At 67.6% G+C, this 17,120-nt stretch carries 15 protein-coding genes and 1 tRNA gene; 6 read left to right on the top strand and 10 right to left on the bottom strand.

What is annotated here, in order from left to right; all coding sequences use genetic code 11:
* Positions 1 to 250: 250 nt before the first annotated feature.
* The 10 genes from ABT342_RS06605 to dnaA form a co-directional block, all read right to left on the bottom strand.
* Positions 251 to 385, bottom strand: a complete 135-nt coding sequence (locus ABT342_RS06605; RefSeq protein ID WP_003958712.1) for a DLW-39 family protein — start codon at positions 383 to 385, stop codon at positions 251 to 253.
* Positions 386 to 564: 179 nt separating this feature from the next.
* Positions 565 to 638, bottom strand: a tRNA-Ile gene (locus ABT342_RS06600).
* A gap of 83 nt (positions 639 to 721) precedes the next feature.
* Positions 722 to 1,396 (bottom strand): DUF3566 domain-containing protein, encoded by a 675-nt coding sequence (locus ABT342_RS06595; protein WP_351567921.1) that lies wholly within the window; start codon positions 1,394 to 1,396, stop codon positions 722 to 724.
* Positions 1,397 to 1,399: 3 nt separating this feature from the next.
* The gene (gyrA, locus tag ABT342_RS06590) at positions 1,400 to 4,021 is read right to left on the bottom strand and encodes a DNA gyrase subunit A (RefSeq protein WP_351567918.1); all 2,622 of its coding nucleotides are present in this window, start codon (positions 4,019 to 4,021) and stop codon (positions 1,400 to 1,402) included.
* Between the two features lie 41 nt (positions 4,022 to 4,062).
* On the bottom strand, positions 4,063 to 6,132 hold the full coding sequence (gyrB, locus tag ABT342_RS06585; RefSeq protein ID WP_351567915.1) for a DNA topoisomerase (ATP-hydrolyzing) subunit B: 2,070 nt from the start codon (positions 6,130 to 6,132) through the stop codon (positions 4,063 to 4,065).
* Positions 6,133 to 6,520: 388 nt separating this feature from the next.
* Positions 6,521 to 7,063 (bottom strand): DciA family protein, encoded by a 543-nt coding sequence (locus tag ABT342_RS06580; protein ID WP_351567912.1) that lies wholly within the window; start codon positions 7,061 to 7,063, stop codon positions 6,521 to 6,523.
* Entirely contained in the window at positions 7,060 to 8,181 is a 1,122-nt protein-coding gene (gene recF, locus ABT342_RS06575; protein WP_351567909.1) for a DNA replication/repair protein RecF, read from the bottom strand. The genes ABT342_RS06580 and recF overlap by 4 nt, the downstream gene beginning before the upstream one ends.
* Positions 8,182 to 8,249: 68 nt before the next feature.
* Entirely contained in the window at positions 8,250 to 9,128 is an 879-nt protein-coding gene (gnd, locus tag ABT342_RS06570) for a phosphogluconate dehydrogenase (NAD(+)-dependent, decarboxylating) (protein WP_351567906.1), read from the bottom strand.
* 216 nt (positions 9,129 to 9,344) lie between these two features.
* Positions 9,345 to 10,475 (bottom strand): DNA polymerase III subunit beta, encoded by a 1,131-nt coding sequence (gene dnaN, locus ABT342_RS06565; protein WP_351567903.1) that lies wholly within the window; start codon positions 10,473 to 10,475, stop codon positions 9,345 to 9,347.
* Between the two features lie 819 nt (positions 10,476 to 11,294).
* Positions 11,295 to 13,043 carry a chromosomal replication initiator protein DnaA gene (gene dnaA / locus ABT342_RS06560; protein WP_351567900.1) on the bottom strand — a complete coding sequence of 583 codons (1,749 nt, stop codon included), beginning with the start codon at positions 13,041 to 13,043 and terminating at the stop codon, positions 11,295 to 11,297.
* A gap of 369 nt (positions 13,044 to 13,412) precedes the next feature.
* Here dnaA and rpmH point away from each other — a divergent pair, with 369 nt between their 5' ends.
* The 6 genes from rpmH to rsmG all read left to right on the top strand — a co-directional run bounded on the left by rpmH (position 13,413) and on the right by rsmG (position 16,859).
* Positions 13,413 to 13,550: a 50S ribosomal protein L34 gene (gene rpmH, locus ABT342_RS06555; protein ID WP_351567897.1), complete on the top strand. Its 138-nt coding sequence runs from the start codon at positions 13,413 to 13,415 to the stop codon at positions 13,548 to 13,550.
* Positions 13,551 to 13,568: 18 nt separating this feature from the next.
* Positions 13,569 to 13,940 (top strand): ribonuclease P protein component, encoded by a 372-nt coding sequence (gene rnpA, locus ABT342_RS06550; protein WP_351567894.1) that lies wholly within the window; start codon positions 13,569 to 13,571, stop codon positions 13,938 to 13,940.
* On the top strand, positions 13,937 to 14,263 hold the full coding sequence (yidD, locus tag ABT342_RS06545) for a membrane protein insertion efficiency factor YidD (RefSeq protein WP_351567892.1): 327 nt from the start codon (positions 13,937 to 13,939) through the stop codon (positions 14,261 to 14,263). Before rnpA ends, yidD begins: the two co-directional genes overlap by 4 nt.
* 3 nt (positions 14,264 to 14,266) lie before the next feature.
* Positions 14,267 to 15,508 (top strand): membrane protein insertase YidC, encoded by a 1,242-nt coding sequence (gene yidC, locus ABT342_RS06540; protein ID WP_351567890.1) that lies wholly within the window; start codon positions 14,267 to 14,269, stop codon positions 15,506 to 15,508.
* A 14-nt stretch (positions 15,509 to 15,522) separates the two neighbouring features.
* Positions 15,523 to 16,035, top strand: a complete 513-nt coding sequence (locus ABT342_RS06535) for a Jag family protein (protein WP_351567888.1) — start codon at positions 15,523 to 15,525, stop codon at positions 16,033 to 16,035.
* Between the two features lie 107 nt (positions 16,036 to 16,142).
* Positions 16,143 to 16,859 carry a 16S rRNA (guanine(527)-N(7))-methyltransferase RsmG gene (gene rsmG / locus ABT342_RS06530; RefSeq protein WP_351567885.1) on the top strand — a complete coding sequence of 239 codons (717 nt, stop codon included), beginning with the start codon at positions 16,143 to 16,145 and terminating at the stop codon, positions 16,857 to 16,859.
* Positions 16,860 to 17,120 lie beyond the last annotated feature (261 nt).

The following is a 17,120-nucleotide window of genomic DNA, read 5'->3' as shown; positions in this document are numbered from 1 at the left end:
CAAGCTGTGACTTTGCTTCTGCAAGCTAGCGATTTGCGTAGGCGAATTCAAGAGGCTCGGTGTCACGGTCCGGCAACAGGGAGTACTGCCGACCCGACGCGCCGAGAAGAGCCAGGAAAGGCCTCCGAGAGGCCCCTGCGAGCCCCGGGCAAACCCCCGGAAAGACCCCGGGCAGGGCCCCCGGACAGCGCAGAGCCCCGGCCGCTGAGCGGCCGGGGCTCTGTCACTCTGACTTGTCCGCTGTTGCGGCTCACACACCCGAACCTGCGGGCACGGAGTCGGTCGCCTCCGTCCACAGATCCTGCTCGGCGCGATCCGCCTGGATCTGGCGGTACACGAGGAGCCCGCCGATGGCGGCCAGTGCGACCAGGAGGAGCTTCTTCACCGCGCGACCTCGTCTTTCCTTGACGTAGGAGACCTTCTGGCGCCCGACTATACACACCAATCGATACCGATCGGTGACCTGAGTCCGTGCATGCTCCCACCGGGCGGCCAGCCAACTCCCGTCCCGATCAAACGAAATCGGCCCGGACGGATATTCTCCGTCCGGGCCGATCGTCACTGTGGGGCTAACAGGATTTGAACCTGTGGCCTCATCCTTATCAGGGATGCGCTCTAACCAACTGAGCTATAGCCCCTCCGCGCTGCGCGCTGACTCCTGAAGGTTAGCGCACGTGGGGGGCAGTCCCAAAATCGGTTGTCCGCCCCCCGGGATCTCCGCCTACTCGTCCTCGGCCAGCGTCAGCTCGACGCCGCCGACGAACCCGGCGGAGAGGTTGTAGATGAACGCACCCAGCGTCGCCAGCGCCGTGGCCAGCACGACGTCGATCACGGCGATCACCGACGTGAAGATGAGTACGCGCGGCAGCGACAGGAACGACTGCAGATCAAAGCCGTTGCTCTCGTTGGAGCCCGTCGCCTCGCTGATCGTGCCGCCGACCGTGGAGAAGACGCCCATGGCGTCCATGACCATCCACAGCACCGCCGCCGCGACGATCGTGCAGATCCCCAGCGCGATGGAGAGCAGGAAGCTGACCTTCATGACAGACCACGGATCGGCCTTGGCCACCCGCAGCCTCGCCTTGCGCGTCCGCGGCTGCGTACTCGCCCCCGTACGCGGCCGGCGGACCGCCGCCGTGGCGCCGGAAGACACACCGCCGGGGGATCCGGGATACGCCTGAGGCGGGTGGTACGGCTGCGATCCCTGCTGCTGCACCGGCTGCTCCCCGCCATACGTCTCGTGCGAGGGCTGAGACCCCCGGGTGTCCGTCACCGTGGTCCCCCTGCCCTCGGTGGGGACGCCCCCACCCTGGGACTCCGTGGCAGGGCCACGGGCACCGTTCGCTCCAGCAGCATTTCCGGCAGCGGCCGACCCGGCACCCGTGGCTCCACTCACGCTCTACTCCTCGTGCTCCCCGGCCGAGGACGTGCCCTCAACCGCCTCGGCCTCAGCCGTCACAGCCTCGGGCGCTTCGGCCCCCTCGGCCCCATCGGTCCCCTCGACCTCTTCGGCCTCGCGACCAGCCTCGGCGTTCCGCGCGATGCCGACCACGGCATCCCGCTTGCCCAGGTTGATCAGCTGGACGCCCATGGTGTCACGGCCCGTCTCCCTGACTTCATTGACTCGCGTACGAATCACACCACCGGACAACGTGATGGCGAGGATCTCATCGGTCTCCTCGACCACCAGCGCCCCGACGAGCGAGCCACGGTCCTCCACGATCTTGGCGGCCTTGATACCGAGGCCGCCACGGCCCTGGACGCGGTACTCGTCGACGGCGGTCCGCTTCGCGTACCCGCCATCGGTGGCAGTGAACACGAAAGTACCGGGCCGCACCACATTCATCGACAGGAGCTCGTCGCCCTCGCGGAAACTCATGCCCTTGACGCCCGACGTCGCACGCCCCATGGGACGCAGCGCGTCGTCCGTTGCGGTGAACCTGATCGACTGCGCCTTCTTGCTGATGAGCAGCAGATCGTCCTCCGCCGACACCAGCTCCGCGCCGATCAGCTCGTCGTCGCCGCCGGCCTCGGTCTCCCGCAGATTGATCGCGATCACACCGCCCGAGCGCGGGGAGTCGTAATCCTTCAGCGGGGTCTTCTTCACCAGGCCCGCCTTGGTGGCGAGGACCAGGTAGGGAGCGGCCTCGTAGTCGCGGATCGCGAGGATCTCGGCGATCTGCTCGTCCGGCTGGAAGGCCAGCAGGTTGGCCACGTGCTGGCCGCGCGCGTCCCGGCCGGCGTCCGGCAGCTCGTACGCCTTGGCCCGGTAGACCCGGCCCTTGTTGGTGAAGAACAGCAGCCAGTGGTGCGTCGTCGAGACGAAGAAGTGGTCGACGATGTCGTCCTGCTTCAGCTTCGTGCCGCGCACGCCCTTGCCGCCGCGCTTCTGCGAGCGGTAGTCCTCGGTCTTGGTGCGCTTGATGTAGCCGCCACGCGTGATCGTGACGACGATGTCCTCCTCGGCGATCAGGTCCTCGATGGACATGTCACCGTCGAAGGGGATCAGCTTGGAGCGCCGGTCGTCGCCGAACTTCTCGACGAGGACGGCCAGCTCCTCGCTGACGATCGCGCGCTGCTTCTCGGGCGAGGCGAGGATCGCGTTGTACTCATTGATCTTCGCCTGCAGCTCGTCGTGCTCCTGCACGATCTTCTGCCGCTCCAGGGCGGCCAGCCGGCGCAGCTGCATCTCCAGGATCGCGTTCGCCTGGATCTCGTCGATCTGCAGCAGGCCCATCAGGCCCTCGCGCGCGACCTCGACCGTGTCACTGCGCCGGATCAGCGCGATGACCTCGTCGATCGCGTCGAGCGCCTTGAGCAGACCGCGCAGGATGTGCGCCCGCTCCTCGGCCTTGCGCAGCCGGAACTTCGTCCGCCGGACGATGACCTCGATCTGATGCGTCACCCAGTGGCGGATGAACGCGTCGAGGGAGAGCGTGCGGGGCACACCGTCGACCAGCGCCAGCATGTTGGCGCCGAAGTTGGTCTGGAGGTCGGTGTGCTTGTAGAGGTTGTTGAGCACGACCTTGGCGACGGCATCGCGCTTGAGCACGATGACCAGACGCTGACCGGTCCGGGAGGAGGTCTCGTCGCGGACGTCGGCGATGCCGCCGATCTTGCCGTCCTTCACCAGGTCGGCGATCTTCTGCGCGAGGTTGTCCGGGTTCGTCTGGTACGGAAGCTCCGTGACCACCAGGCACTGACGGTTCTGGATCTCCTCGACCTCGACCACCGCGCGCATCGTGATCGAGCCGCGACCGGTCCGGTACGCCTCCTCGATGCCCTTACGGCCCACGACCAGCGCGCCGGTCGGGAAGTCAGGGCCCTTGATCCGCTCGATCAGCGCGTCCAGGAGCTCCTCGTGGGTGGCCTCCGGGTGCTCCAGCGCCCACTGGGCACCGGCCGCGACCTCGCGCAGATTGTGCGGCGGAATGTTCGTGGCCATACCGACCGCGATACCCGCCGAACCGTTGACCAGCAGGTTCGGGAAGCGGGCGGGCAGGACCGTCGGCTCCTGGTTACGGCCGTCGTAGTTGTCCTGGAAGTCGACGGTCTCCTCGTCGATGTCCCGGAGCATCTCCATGGACAACGGCATCATCTTGCACTCGGTGTACCGCATGGCGGCGGCCGGGTCGTTGCCCGGAGAACCGAAGTTGCCGTTGGAGTCCACCAGCGGCATCCGCATCGACCACGGCTGGGCCAGGCGGACCAGCGCGTCGTAGATGGAGGAGTCACCGTGCGGGTGGTACGTACCCATGACGTCACCGACGACACGGGCGCACTTGTAGAAGCCCTTCTCGGGCCGGTAGCCACCGTCGTACATCGCGTACAGCACACGCCGGTGGACGGGCTTGAGACCGTCCCGTACGTCGGGCAGCGCGCGGGACACGATGACGGACATCGCGTAGTCGAGGTACGAACGCTGCATCTCGGTCTCGAGCCCGACAGGCTCGATCCGCAGCTGCTGCTCTTCCTCTTCGCCCTCGGCGGCGGCGGTCGTGGGAGTGTTCTCGTCGGCCATTGCTGGTCTTCAGTCCTTTCGTGCGGTCAGCTGAGACCGACTCAGATGTCGAGGAAGCGGACGTCCTTGGCGTTGCGCTGGATGAACGAGCGCCGCGCCTCCACGTCCTCACCCATCAGCACCGAGAACAGGTCGTCGGCCTGGGCCGCGTCGTCCAGCGTGACCTGGCCGAGGACGCGGTGCTCCACGTCCATGGTGGTGACACGCAGCTCCTCGGCGTTCATCTCGCCGAGACCCTTGAAGCGCTGGATCGAGTCTTCCTTGATCCGCTTGCCGTTCTGCTTGCCCAGCTCGACCAGGGCGTCGCGCTCGCGGTCCGAGTACGCGTACTCGAAGTCGTCCCGGCCCCACTTGATCTTGTAGAGCGGCGGGCGGGACAGGAACACGTGCCCGGCCTCGACCAGCGGCCGCATGAAACGGAACAGGAAGGTGAGAAGGAGGGTGTTGATGTGCTGGCCGTCGACGTCGGCGTCCGCCATCAGAATGATCTTGTGATAGCGGAGCTTCTCGATGTCGAAGTCCTCGTGGACTCCGGTGCCGAAGGCCGAGATCAGCGCCTGGACCTCGGTGTTCTGCAGGATCTTGTCGATCCGCGCCTTCTCGACGTTCAGGATCTTGCCGCGGATCGGCAGGATCGCCTGGTACATCGGGTTACGACCGGACTTCGCGCTGCCACCGGCGGAGTCACCCTCGACGATGAAGATCTCGCACTTCGTCGGATCGTTCGACTGGCAGTCCGACAGCTTGCCCGGCAACGAGGCCGACTCCAGCAGACCCTTGCGGCGCGTGAGATCGCGGGCCTTGCGGGCGGCGACACGGGCCGTGGCGGCCTGGATCGACTTGCGGATGATGTCCCCGGCCTCGTTGGGGTTCCGGTCGAACCAGTCCGTGAGGTGCTCGTGGACGACCTTCTGCACGAAGGTCTTCGCCTCCGTGTTGCCCAGCTTCGTCTTCGTCTGGCCCTCGAACTGCGGCTCGCCCAGCTTCACCGAGATGATCGCCGTCAGACCCTCTCGGATGTCCTCACCCGTGAGGTTGTCGTCCTTCTCACGCAGCAGCTTCTTGTCACGCGCGTAACGGTTCACCAGGCCCGTCAGCGCGGCACGGAAGCCCTCCTCGTGCGTACCGCCCTCGTGCGTGTGGATCGTGTTCGCGAACGAGTACACACCCTCGCTGTACTGCGAGTTCCACTGCATCGCGATCTCGACCGAGAGCATCCGCTCCTTGTCCTCGGCCTCCACGTCGATCACGGTCGGGTGGATCAGCTCACCCTTGCGGGAGTTGAGGTACTTCACGAAGTCGACGATGCCGCCCTCGTAGTGGTACTTCACCGTCCGCGCCGGCTGCTCCTCGGCCGCCTCGGCGTCGGGGTCGTCGGCGTTCATCGTCGCCTTGGCCGACTCGCGCTCGTCCGTGAGCGTCAGGGTGAGGCCCTTGTTGAGGAAGGCCATCTCCTGGAAACGGCGCGCGAGCGTCTCGAAGGAGTAGTCGGTGGTCTCGAAGACGTCCGGGTCGGCCCAGAACGTCACCGTGGTGCCGGAGTCCTCGACCTGCTCGTGCTTGGCGAGCGGGGCGGTGGGCACACCGAGCTTGTAGTCCTGCGTCCAGCGGAAGCCATCGCGCTTGATCTCCACGGAGACCTTGGTGGACAGCGCGTTCACGACCGAGACGCCCACACCGTGCAGACCGCCGGACACGGCGTAGCCACCGCCGCCGAACTTGCCGCCCGCATGCAGGACCGTGAGCACGACCTCGACGGCCGGCTTCTTCTCGACAGGGTGGATGTCCACCGGGATACCGCGGCCGTTGTCGACGACGCGCACGCCGCCGTCGGCCAGGATCGTGACGTCGATCGTGTCCGCGTGGCCGGCCAGGGCCTCGTCGACGGAGTTGTCGACGACCTCCTGCACCAGGTGGTGGAGTCCACGCTCACCGGTCGAGCCGATGTACATGCCAGGCCGCTTGCGGACCGCGTCCAAACCCTCGAGGACGGTGATCGCGCTGGCGTCGTACGACGAGGTGGCCTCGACGGTCCCGTCGGCAGCAGTGGAAGGAATGTTCTCGTTGGGGTTGCCGGAATCGGCCACGAAGCGCCCTTTCTGGCACAGCACAAGCCGTTCTCCGGGCTGACGGGAGCGGCTGCGTCGTTCGGCATTAATCGACGGTCCCGTCGAGTCGACGGGATTACGTACCAGTCTACCGGTACCGCTGACACGAATGGGGGTTTGCCGGTACCTGAGTCCGCATGTGCCGCCCTGAACGGGAGCCGACCGACTCCCCATATCCGGGAAGGGGCTCCAAGAGGCTCACACGGGCATTGAGCGCTTCGGCCTGTCAACCTCCGGCTACGGTGAGGGACGCCTCACCGACACCGCTGGTACCACCAGGTTTGTAGGCATGCGTGCTGCAGCCAGGACACCCGTCCCCTCGCACCCGGCGCCAGCCGGGCACACCCGGCCACCGGCACCCCCGGCACCGCCCGCCGGGACCGCGCCCGGCTCAGCCGTACGTATCGCCCGGCCCCGTACTCCCCGGCGCCCGCAACGGCCCGAACCGCCGCTGCGGCCCGCCCGGCCCCAGCACCTTGATCAGCCGCACCGTGCCCTGCCCCAGGTCCTCGTTCAGCCGCGCCACCAGCCGCGGAGCCAGCAGCCGCAACTGCGTCGCCCACGCCGTCGAATCGCACTGCACCGTCAGCACCCGCTCATCGGCGTCCTCGTCGTACCGCAGCGGCACACAGTGCTTCGCCAGGTCCTCGCCCACGATCTGCGGCCAGCGCCCCATCACGCCACCCACCGCGGCCGGCGTCTCCCAGCCCCGCTCCGTGATCAACCGGTTGATCGCGGCACCCAACGGCAGCGGGTCCCGGCCGTCCGCCCGCGCCCCGGACCGCAGCCCGCCACCCCGCCTGGCCTGCCGCTTCTCCTGCGCCGCCGCACCCCGCGCCCGCGCCTGCTCCTTGGCCGCGCGCAACGCCACCCGCGCCAGATCCACCCCGGACGACTCGGGCACCGGAGCCTTGGCGCCTTCGTTCTCACTCATACGCGCTCCACCACCCCGTCCGCGACCGCGTACCGCGCCCCCGCCAACACCCCCGGAACGTCGTCGTCCACCGCCGCCGTCACCAGCACCTGCTCACCCGGAGCAACCAACTCCGCGAGCCGCTCACGCCGCCGGGCATCCAGCTCGGCGAAGACGTCGTCGAGGACGAGCACCGGCTCATTGCCCTCCGCCCGCAACAGGTCGTACGAGGCCAGCCGCAGCGCCAGCGCGTACGACCAGGACTCACCGTGGCTCGCGTACCCCTTCGCCGGCAGCTGCCCCAGCTTGAGCAGCAGCTCGTCCCGGTGCGGCCCGACCAGCGTGACGCCACGCTCGATCTCCTGCTTGCGCACCTCCGCGAGCGCGGCGATCAGCTGCTCGTACAGCTCCTCCCTGCTGTGGGCCCCCGCACCCGCCGACCCGCGGTACTCCAACGCGACCGGACCACCGCCCGGCGCCAGCTGCTCGTACGCCTTGTCCGCCAGCGGCTGCAACGTCGCGATCAGATCGAGCCGCTGCGCCAACAGCTCCGCACCCGCCCGCGCCAGATGCTGGTCCCACACATCCAGCGTGGACAGGTCCATCGACCGGCCGCCGTGCCGCCGCGCCATCGCCGCGGACTTCAGCAACGTGTTGCGCTGCTTGAGCACCCGCTCGTAGTCCGACCGCACACCAGCCATCCGCGGCGTGCGCGCCGTGATCAGCTCGTCCAGAAAGCGCCGACGCTCACCCGGGTCGCCCTTCACCAGCGCCAGATCCTCCGGCGCGAACAGCACCGTCCGTACGATCCCCAGCACGTCACGCGGCCTGACCTGCGAGGACCTGTTGATACGCGCCCGATTGGCGCGCCCCGGATTGAGCTCCAGCTCGATCAGCTGGGACCGCTCGCCCTGGGTGACGGCCGCGCGGATGACCGCCCGGTCCGCCCCCATGCGGACCAGCGGAGCGTCGGACGCGACCCGGTGGCTGCCGAGTGTCGCGAGATAGCCGACCGCCTCGACCAGGTTCGTCTTCCCCTGCCCGTTCGCCCCCACGAACGCGGTGACGCCCGGGTCGAGCGGAACCTCGACCCGGGCGTACGAGCGGAAGTCGGCCAGCGAGAGATGGGTGACATGCATGGTGGACGCCGACCTCCCCCGGCTTACCGCTTACCTACGTGCCACAGGACTTACCAACAGCCTGTGGATTACTTCTTGCTCTCGACCGCGTGCCCGCCGAACTGGTTGCGCAGGGCCGCGATCATCTTCATCTGCGGGGAGTCGTCCTGGCGCGACGCGAACCGCGCGAACAGCGACGCGGTGATCGCGGGCAGCGGTACCGCGTTGTCGATGGCGGCCTCCACAGTCCACCGGCCTTCGCCGGAGTCCTGTGCGTAACCCCGGAGGTTGTCCAGGTGCTCGTCCTCGTCCAGCGCGTTGACCGCCAGGTCGAGCAGCCAGGAACGGATCACCGTGCCCTCCTGCCAGGAGCGGAAGACCTCGCGGACGTCCGTGACCGAGTTGACCTTCTCCAGGAGCTCCCAGCCCTCGGCGTAGGCCTGCATCATGGCGTACTCGATGCCGTTGTGGACCATCTTCGCGAAATGGCCCGCACCGACCTTGCCCGCGTGCACCGAGCCGAACTCACCCTCGGGCTTGAGCGCGTCGAAGATCGGCTGGACCTTGGCGACGTGCTCGGGGTCGCCTCCGTACATCAGCGCGTAGCCGTTCTCCAGGCCCCAGACGCCGCCCGACACGCCGCAGTCGACGAAGCCGATGCCCTTGATGCCCAGCTCGACGGCGTGCTTCTCGTCCTCGGTCCAGCGGGAGTTCCCACCGTCCACGACGATGTCGCCGGGGGACAGCAGATCGGCCAGCTCGTCGATGGTGGACTGGGTCGCGGCACCCGCCGGGACCATCACCCACACCACCCGCGGCCCCTTGAGCTTGGCCACAAGCTCCTCGAGGCTGGGGACATCGGCGAGGTCCGGGTTGCGGTCGTAACCGATGACGGTGTGGCCTGCGCGGCGAATGCGCTCGCGCATGTTGCCGCCCATCTTGCCGAGTCCGACGAGACCGAGCTCCATCAGAGAATTTCCTTAAGGTGTGGCGTCTGGTACCCGCGTCCGAGCCTACGCCCGGACGCGGGTGCACACCTGTGGGGTCAGCCGCTCAGCCGACGGCCCTCAAACCGGTCAGCCGGAGGGCTCAGCCAGAGAGCCGCACCGGCATACTGCGATCTTGCGGGGGACGACCCCCGCACCCCCAGCCGGGCGTGCACGGGCCGAGCCCACCTACAGCGCTCAGCCCGAGAGCCGCACCGGCATGATCAGGTACTTGTACGCCTCGTCCGCCTCCGCGTCCACGGCCGGCTTGCCGCTCAGCAGCGCGGGCTTCGTCGACGTGGTGAACGAGAGCTGGGCGACCGGGGAGTCGATCGCGCTCAGACCGTCCAGCAGGAAGGTCGGGTTGAAGGCGATCGAGATGTCGTCGCCCTCCAGCCGGGCGTCCACACGCTCCACAGCCTGTGCATCGTCGCTGGAACCGGCCTCCAGGATCAGCACGCCCTGCTCGAAGGTCAGCCGCACCGGGGTGTTCCGCTCGGCGACGAGGGCGACACGCTTGACGGCCTCGACGAACGGCGCGGTCTCGATCACCGCGACCGAGTTGAACTCGGTGGGGAACAGCGTCCGGTACTTCGGCAGGTCGCCTTCGAGCAGTCGGGTGGTCGTACGCCGCCCAGCGCCCTCGAAACCAATGAGGCCCTCGCCCGCACCGGAGCCGGAGAGCGCCAGCGTCACCGTGTCACCGCTGGTCAGCGCCTTGGCCGTGTCCAGGAGCGTCTTCGCGGGCACCAGAGCGACCGCGGAGGCGTCCGGCGACTCCGGCTTCCACAGGAACTCGCGGACCGCGAAGCGGTAGCGGTCGGTGGAGGCCAGGGTGACGGTGTCGCCCTCGATCTCGATGCGTACGCCGGTGAGGACGGGCAGCGTGTCGTCGCGGCCCGCGGCGATGGCGACCTGGGCGGCGGCCGAGGCGAAGACCTCGCCAGGGACCGTGCCGGTCGCGGTCGGCATCTGCGGCAGTGCCGGGTACTCCTCCACAGGCAGGGTGTGGAGGGTGAAGCGGGAGGAGCCACAGACCACCGTCGCCCGTACACCGTCTGTGGAAATCTCCACGGGGCGGTTGGGGAGGGCGCGGCAGATGTCGGCGAGCAGGCGGCCGGAGACCAGGACCGTGCCGTCCTCCTCGACCTCGGCCTCGACCGAGACCTTCGCCGAGACCTCGTAGTCGAAGCTGGAGAAGCTGAGAGCTCCGTCCTCGGCCTTCAGAAGAAGGCCCGCGAGAACGGGCGCCGGCGGACGGGCCGGGAGGCTCCTGGCCACCCACGCCACCGCCTCCGCGAGTACATCGCGCTCCACCCGGATCTTCACCGGAACCGCCTCCTGCTGTTGCTCGCTCGCCCTGCTGGTCTTCGTTGGTCGGCTGTGATGCCGGAGACCAGTCTGACGCACCGCACCGACACTCGGTGCGGCTCGGGGTCAAGTCGAGACAAGCAGCGGCCGGAGCTCCGGCATCGAGTTGTGCACAGGGCCCCCTTCGAAACGAATTCCCGGGTAACTATGAGTGGGAGTAGTAGTAGGGCCTGTGGAAACCGTGGATAACGCCATCCGCGCAGGTCAGCACCGATTTTTTGTCCACCGGCCCTGTGGGTGGCACCCGTGGACAACAGGGGTCTTCTGTGGACACCCGAAAGTTCTGCACACCCGATGCACAGGTCACCTGGGTTTCTCCCCAGGGCTGTCCCCAGCTTTACCCACGTTCCCCACAGCCCAATCCAGCACCTTGGTGTGACGGCTTTCACTCGGTCCAGTGAGCCCGGGCGTTTCCTTGCCGAACAGTGGACAGGCATGTGGAAAGCCTGTGGGCAACATCATCGTGCCTGTGGGCCGGGTGGGGACAACGTAGAGAGGTGCCCTGTGGACGAATCTCCTGTCCACAGTCTGTGGAACGATGTTGGGCACAAATCCACAGCCCTCTGACCTGGTGTGATGATGTCCCACCCACCGCGCCTGTGGACGCGTTCGGGACAACTTGGGCCGTCCCCAGGCTGTGGACGGAAGATCGTCCGCACATCTGTGGAGAAGGCTCGGGCGACGGCAGGTATTCGAACAGGACCGGCCCTCAGAACGGCGAAGGGCGCCCCGGGAGTCCGTCCCGGGGCGCCCTTCGGAGCCGTGAAGCAGGCCCGCTCAGCCGTTCTTGATGCGGTTGGTGAGCTCGGTGACCTGGTTGTAGATCGAGCGCCGCTCGGCCATCAGCGCGCGGATCTTGCGGTCCGCGTGCATCACCGTCGTGTGGTCGCGGCCGCCGAACTGCGCGCCGATCTTCGGCAGCGACAGGTCGGTGAGCTCCCGGCAGAGGTACATCGCGATCTGGCGAGCGGTGACCAGGACCCGGCTGCGGGAGGACCCGCAGAGGTCCTCCACCGTCAGCCCGAAGTAGTCGGCGGTCGACGCCATGATGGCGCTCGCCGTGATCTCCGGGGCCGAGTCCTCGCCGCCCGGGATCAGATCCTTGAGGACGATCTCGGTGAGCCCGAGGTCGACCGGCTGGCGGTTGAGGCTGGCGAAGGCCGTGACGCGGATCAGCGCGCCCTCCAGCTCGCGGATGTTGCGCGAGATGCGGGAGGCGATGAACTCCAGTACCTCCGGCGGGGCGTTGAGCTGTTCCTGCACCGCCTTCTTGCGGAGGATCGCGATACGGGTCTCCAGCTCCGGCGGCTGCACATCGGTGGTCAGACCCCACTCGAAGCGGTTGCGCAGCCGGTCCTCCAGGGTCATCAGCTGCTTGGGCGGCCGGTCCGAGGACAGCACGATCTGCTTGTTCGCGTTGTGGAGCGTGTTGAAGGTGTGGAAGAACTCCTCCTGCGTCGACTCCTTGCTCGCGAGGAACTGGATGTCGTCGACCAGAAGGATGTCCACATCGCGGTAGCGCTTGCGGAACGTGTCGCCCTTGCCGTCGCGGATCGAGTTGATGAACTCGTTGGTGAACTCCTCGGAGCTCACGTACCGCACCCTCGTGCCGGGGTAGAGGCTTCGCGCGTAATGGCCGATGGCGTGCAGGAGATGGGTCTTGCCGAGCCCCGACTCCCCGTAGATGAACAGCGGGTTGTACGCCTTCGCCGGCGCCTCGGCGACCGCGACGGCGGCCGCGTGCGCGAACCGGTTGGACGCTCCGATGACGAATGTGTCGAACAGGTACTTGGGGTTGAGGCGGGCGTGCGGCTCACCGGGTCCGGGGGCCGGCGCGGGCTGCGCAGCCAGGGGGCCGGGGCCGCCTGCGACCGGCGGGCCGCCGTGGCGCGGGGCTTGGGACTCGGGCAGTTCGTGTCGCTCCGGGCGCTGCTGGTCGTACTGCCCGTGCTCGGGCATCGGCGGCCGGTACCCGTGCTGCGGCTGCGGGGGGCGGGCCGTGGCGTACGGATCGCGCTCCTGGAAGCCGCCGAGCCGTGGCTGCTGCCAGGAGAGGTCTTCCTGGGTACGGGGCCAGGCGCCGGGCTCGGGGCGCTGCTGCTGATAGTCGGGGTAGGCGGGGCGGGCGGTCGGCAGGCCGTCGTCCGCGGGCCGGTGTCCGTATCCCTCGTAGGCGTCGCTCTGGCGAGGCTCGTCGTGCTGCGGGCCCTGGTAGCGGGGCGGGTGCTGGACGGGCGGGGCGGTGGGCTCGGCCGCGGAGTCGTCGACCGTGATCGCGATCCGGATCGGGCGGCCGCACTCACGGCTGAGGGTGTCGCTGATCAGCGGGGCGAGGCGGCCTTCGAGGACGCGCTTGCCCCACTCGTTGGGGACGGCGAGGAGAGCGGTGTCGGCCACCAGCGCGAGTGGCTGGCAGCGCTCGATCCACTGCTTGTCCTTCGGCTCGATGCCTTGCTGGCCCTCTCCGAGGAGCTGCTCCAGCACTCGTGGCCACACTGCGGCAAGATCGGCAGGTACGTCAGCCACAAGGCACGCTCTCTCACAGGTCCCACGAATGTGTGGTTCTCGGAACGGGATGGGTTAGGCCCGGCAGGCGGGTAGGAAAGGAATTCCAGTTCAGCCACGGTAGTCAGGGCGACGGCTGTCGTTCAAGTCGTTGTCCACAGCCTGTGCACAGAGCGGCCTGTCGCGAGGCCGGTTTGACCGGATGGCGTAGCCGCGCGTACCGTAACCAGGTCGAGTTGTCGATGGCTGCTGCCGCCTGCCTCCGATGGGCAAAGATCATGGTCTGTGATCGTGAAGCGGTGCACTCGGGCGTATTGCGAGCTACTCGTGGGCGCACGGTGACAGCCAGGCGATGTCCCGCCACCACCGAATCATTACTGGAGCCCCCGAGTGAGCAAGCGCACCTTCCAGCCGAACAACCGTCGTCGCGCGAAGACCCACGGCTTCCGTCTCCGGATGCGCACCCGTGCCGGCCGCGCGATTCTCGCGTCCCGCCGTAACAAGGGTCGCGCCAGCCTGTCCGCCTGATCTCGTACAGGTCATGACGTGCTGCCTACCGAGAATCGGCTGAGGCGGCGCGAGGACTTCGCGACTGCGGTACGCCGGGGACGCCGGGCTGGACGCCCGCTCCTCGTCGTCCATCTACGCAGCGGTGCAACGGACCCGCACGCGCCTGGGGAGAGCGCTCCCCCGACGCGTGCGGGTTTCGTCGTCAGCAAGGCAGTAGGTGGTGCGGTCACGCGCAACCAGGTGAAGCGGAGACTGCGCCACCTGATACGCGAACGGCTGTCCGAGCTGCCCCCCGGTAGCCTGGTGGTCGTACGGGCGCTGCCCGGCGCGGGCGACGCCGACCATGCACAGCTGGCCCGAGACCTGGACGCCGCTCTTCAGCGGCTGCTGGGAGGGGGTGCGCGATGAAGTACCCGCTGCTGGCCCTGATCAAGCTGTATCAGTGGACGATCAGCCCGCTGCTCGGGCCTGTCTGCAGGTACTACCCGTCGTGCTCTCACTACGGATATACGGCCATCGACCGGCATGGCGCGCTGAAGGGCACGGCGCTGACCGCTTGGCGCATCCTGCGGTGCAATCCGTGGTCGCCCGGCGGTGTGGACCATGTTCCACCACGCAAACGACCTCGTTGGCACGAGCTGCTGCGCAATGCCCTGCGTGGCGGCAAGGGCGGGCAACCCCCTGAGACCAGCCCGGCCGCGGAGACCTCGCCCAATGCTCAAGGAGCCTGATTAGTGGACACGATTGCCAGTTTCTTCAGCTTTATCACCACACCCGTCTCCTGGATCATCGTCCAGTTCCACAAGCTGTACGGGGCGATCTTCGGGCCCGACACGGGCTGGGCCTGGGGACTGTCCATCGTGTCCCTGGTGATTCTGATCCGCATCTGTCTGATCCCGCTCTTTGTGAAGCAGATCAAGTCGATGCGGAACATGCAGGCGCTCCAGCCGAAGATGAAGGCGATCCAGGAGCGCTACAAGAACGACCGGCAGCGCCAGTCCGAAGAGATGATGAAGCTGTACAAGGACACGGGTACCAACCCGCTGTCCTCGTGCCTTCCCATCCTGGCGCAGTCGCCGTTCTTCTTCGCTCTTTACCACGTGCTGGCCGAGATCGCCGCTGGTAAGCAGATCGGCGTGCTCAACCAGACCTTGGTGGACAGCGCCCGTGAGGCCCAGATCTTCGGCGCCCCGATCGCCGCGAAGTTCATGGACAGCCCGGAGAAGGTCGAGGCGCTCAACGCCTCGCTGCTGGACGTCCGCATCGTCACGGCGGTCATGATCATCCTGATGTCGGCGTCGCAGTTCTACACGCAGCGCCAGCTGATGCAGAAGAACGTCGACCTCACGGTCAAGACGCCGTACATGCAGCAGCAGAAGATGATGATGTACATCTTCCCGGTGATCTTCGCCGTGATGGGCATCAACTTCCCCGTGGGTGTCCTCGTCTACTGGCTGACCACCAACGTGTGGACCATGGGCCAGCAGATGTACGTGATCAACCAGAACCCCACCCCGGGCTCGAAGGCGCAGGACAGCTACCTGCAGCGTCTGCTGAAGAGCGTCACGGCTCATGGTGAAGTGCGCGGCCGCCGTAAGCGCGCTGTCGTCCAGGCCATCGTCGCCAAGGGCTCCGACCGCAACGAGAACGAGCGCCGCTTCATCGGGGGCCTCGCCAAGGCGGGCTTCGCCGCTGAGGCGGACGGCACCGTGGCCAAGAGCGACGAGGTCACCGCGGATGCCGACGGTGGTGCTGCGGCGAGGCGCCAGCAGCCCAAGCGTCAGACCAAGGCCAAGCGCCAGTCCGGTGGCACCCAGCCGGCCGGTGCGGCGACCACGTCGCTGGAGAAGCAGGACGCGCCGCAGGACACCCAGCCGAAGCCCGCGGGTAAGGCCGCCTCTGGTACCGCCCGCCAAGCCAAGTCCGGACAGCGCAAGGGTCCGCAGCGGCCCAAGCACCCGTCGTCCAAGAAGTAAGAAGGAGTCCATCCGTGACGGAAGGCACCACCTCCGCCGCCGCCGAGGGTGGCGACACCCTGACCCGCCTGGAGCAGGAGGGGGAGATCGCCGCCGACTACCTCGAGGGTCTGCTCGACATCGCCGATCTCGACGGTGACATCGACATGGACGTCGAGGCGGACCGGGCAGCAGTCTCGATCATCAGTGACGCGGGCAGCCGGGATCTGCAGAAGCTTGTGGGCCGTGATGGCGAGGTGCTGGAGGCCCTTCAGGAGCTGACGCGTCTCGCGGTGCACCGGGAGACCGGGGACCGCAGCCGGCTGATGCTGGACATCGCGGGTTTCCGGGCCAAGAAGCGCGCCGAGCTCGCTGAGCTGGGGGCGAAGGCCGCGGACGAGGTCAAGAGCACCGGTGAGCCGGTGAAGCTGGAGCCGATGACTCCGTTCGAGCGCAAGGTTGTGCACGACGCGGTCGCGGCCGCCGGTCTGCGCAGTGAGTCCGAGGGCGAGGAGCCGCAGCGCTTCGTCGTCGTGCTCCCGGCCTGACCATCATTGTTCTCTCGGCCCCGTCTGTTTCGCAGGCGGGGCCGATCTTTGTCAGCCTGTTAGTCAGCCACCACAGCGCGTGAGTGCGGTATGGAAGGACGGTTCCGGTGACGGAGGCAGCAGAGCTTCCCCAGGCGCCAGAAGAGGCGCGGACGGTGTTCGGTGAGTTCTTCCCCGAGGCCGTCAGGTACGCGGAGCTGCTCGCGGACGCGGGGGTCAAGCGCGGTCTGATCGGCCCCCGAGAAGTCCCGCGACTGTGGGAGAGGCATCTGCTGAACTGCGCGGTGCTATCGGAGGTGGTGCCGGAAGGTGTCACCGTCTGCGATGTCGGCTCCGGTGCCGGGCTTCCCGGCATTCCGCTCGCGCTGGTGCGTCCCGATCTCAAGATCACGCTCCTGGAGCCGCTGCTGCGGCGCACGAATTTCCTCCAGGAGGTCGTGGAGCTGCTAGGGCTCGACCATGTCACGGTGGTGCGCGGACGGGCCGAGGAAGTGCTCGGCAAGCTGCCGCCGGTTCATGTGGTGACGGCCCGTGCGGTGGCGCCGTTGGACCGGCTGGCCGGCTGGGGGGTGCCGCTGCTGCGTCCCTACGGCGAGATGCTCGCGCTGAAGGGTGACACCGCGGAAGAGGAGCTCAGTAGTGCCCGGGCTGCCCTGAGCAAGCTCGGCGTCGTCGAGACGTCGGTGCTGCACGTCGGGGAGGGGATCGTTGATCCGCTGTCCACGGTCGTACGGGTCGAGGTCGGGGAGAGTCCCGGTGGTGTGAGGTTCGCGGCCAAGCGGGCCAAGGCGGCCAGAACCGGCCGTGCTCGTCGCCGTCGTTGAGCCGGTTGTTTGTTGAGTCTGTTTGTCTGTTCAGTGGGCGCTGCCAGCCGGTTGCCGTCCGGTATCCCGTACGTACGCATTTCGGAGTGTCGTAACGATGTGACCCTGCGGCGCGTGCATCGTGTTTCACGTGAAACGTCGCTCACTGCTGCAGGGAATCATCAGCCGCGGTCGCGCGGCTGCCGCGCCGCGCGGCCGTAAGCCCCTCTCGCGGGTTACGGAATTGTCCACAGAGGTGGATTCCTCCACAGAACCACCGGC

This window comes from Streptomyces sp. NPDC000410 (assembly GCF_040300305.1).
Classification (GTDB): Bacteria; Actinomycetota; Actinomycetes; order Streptomycetales; family Streptomycetaceae; genus Streptomyces.
The sequence above is the reverse complement of the archived record's forward strand: the minus strand, read 5'-3'. Positions and strand labels throughout refer to the sequence as shown.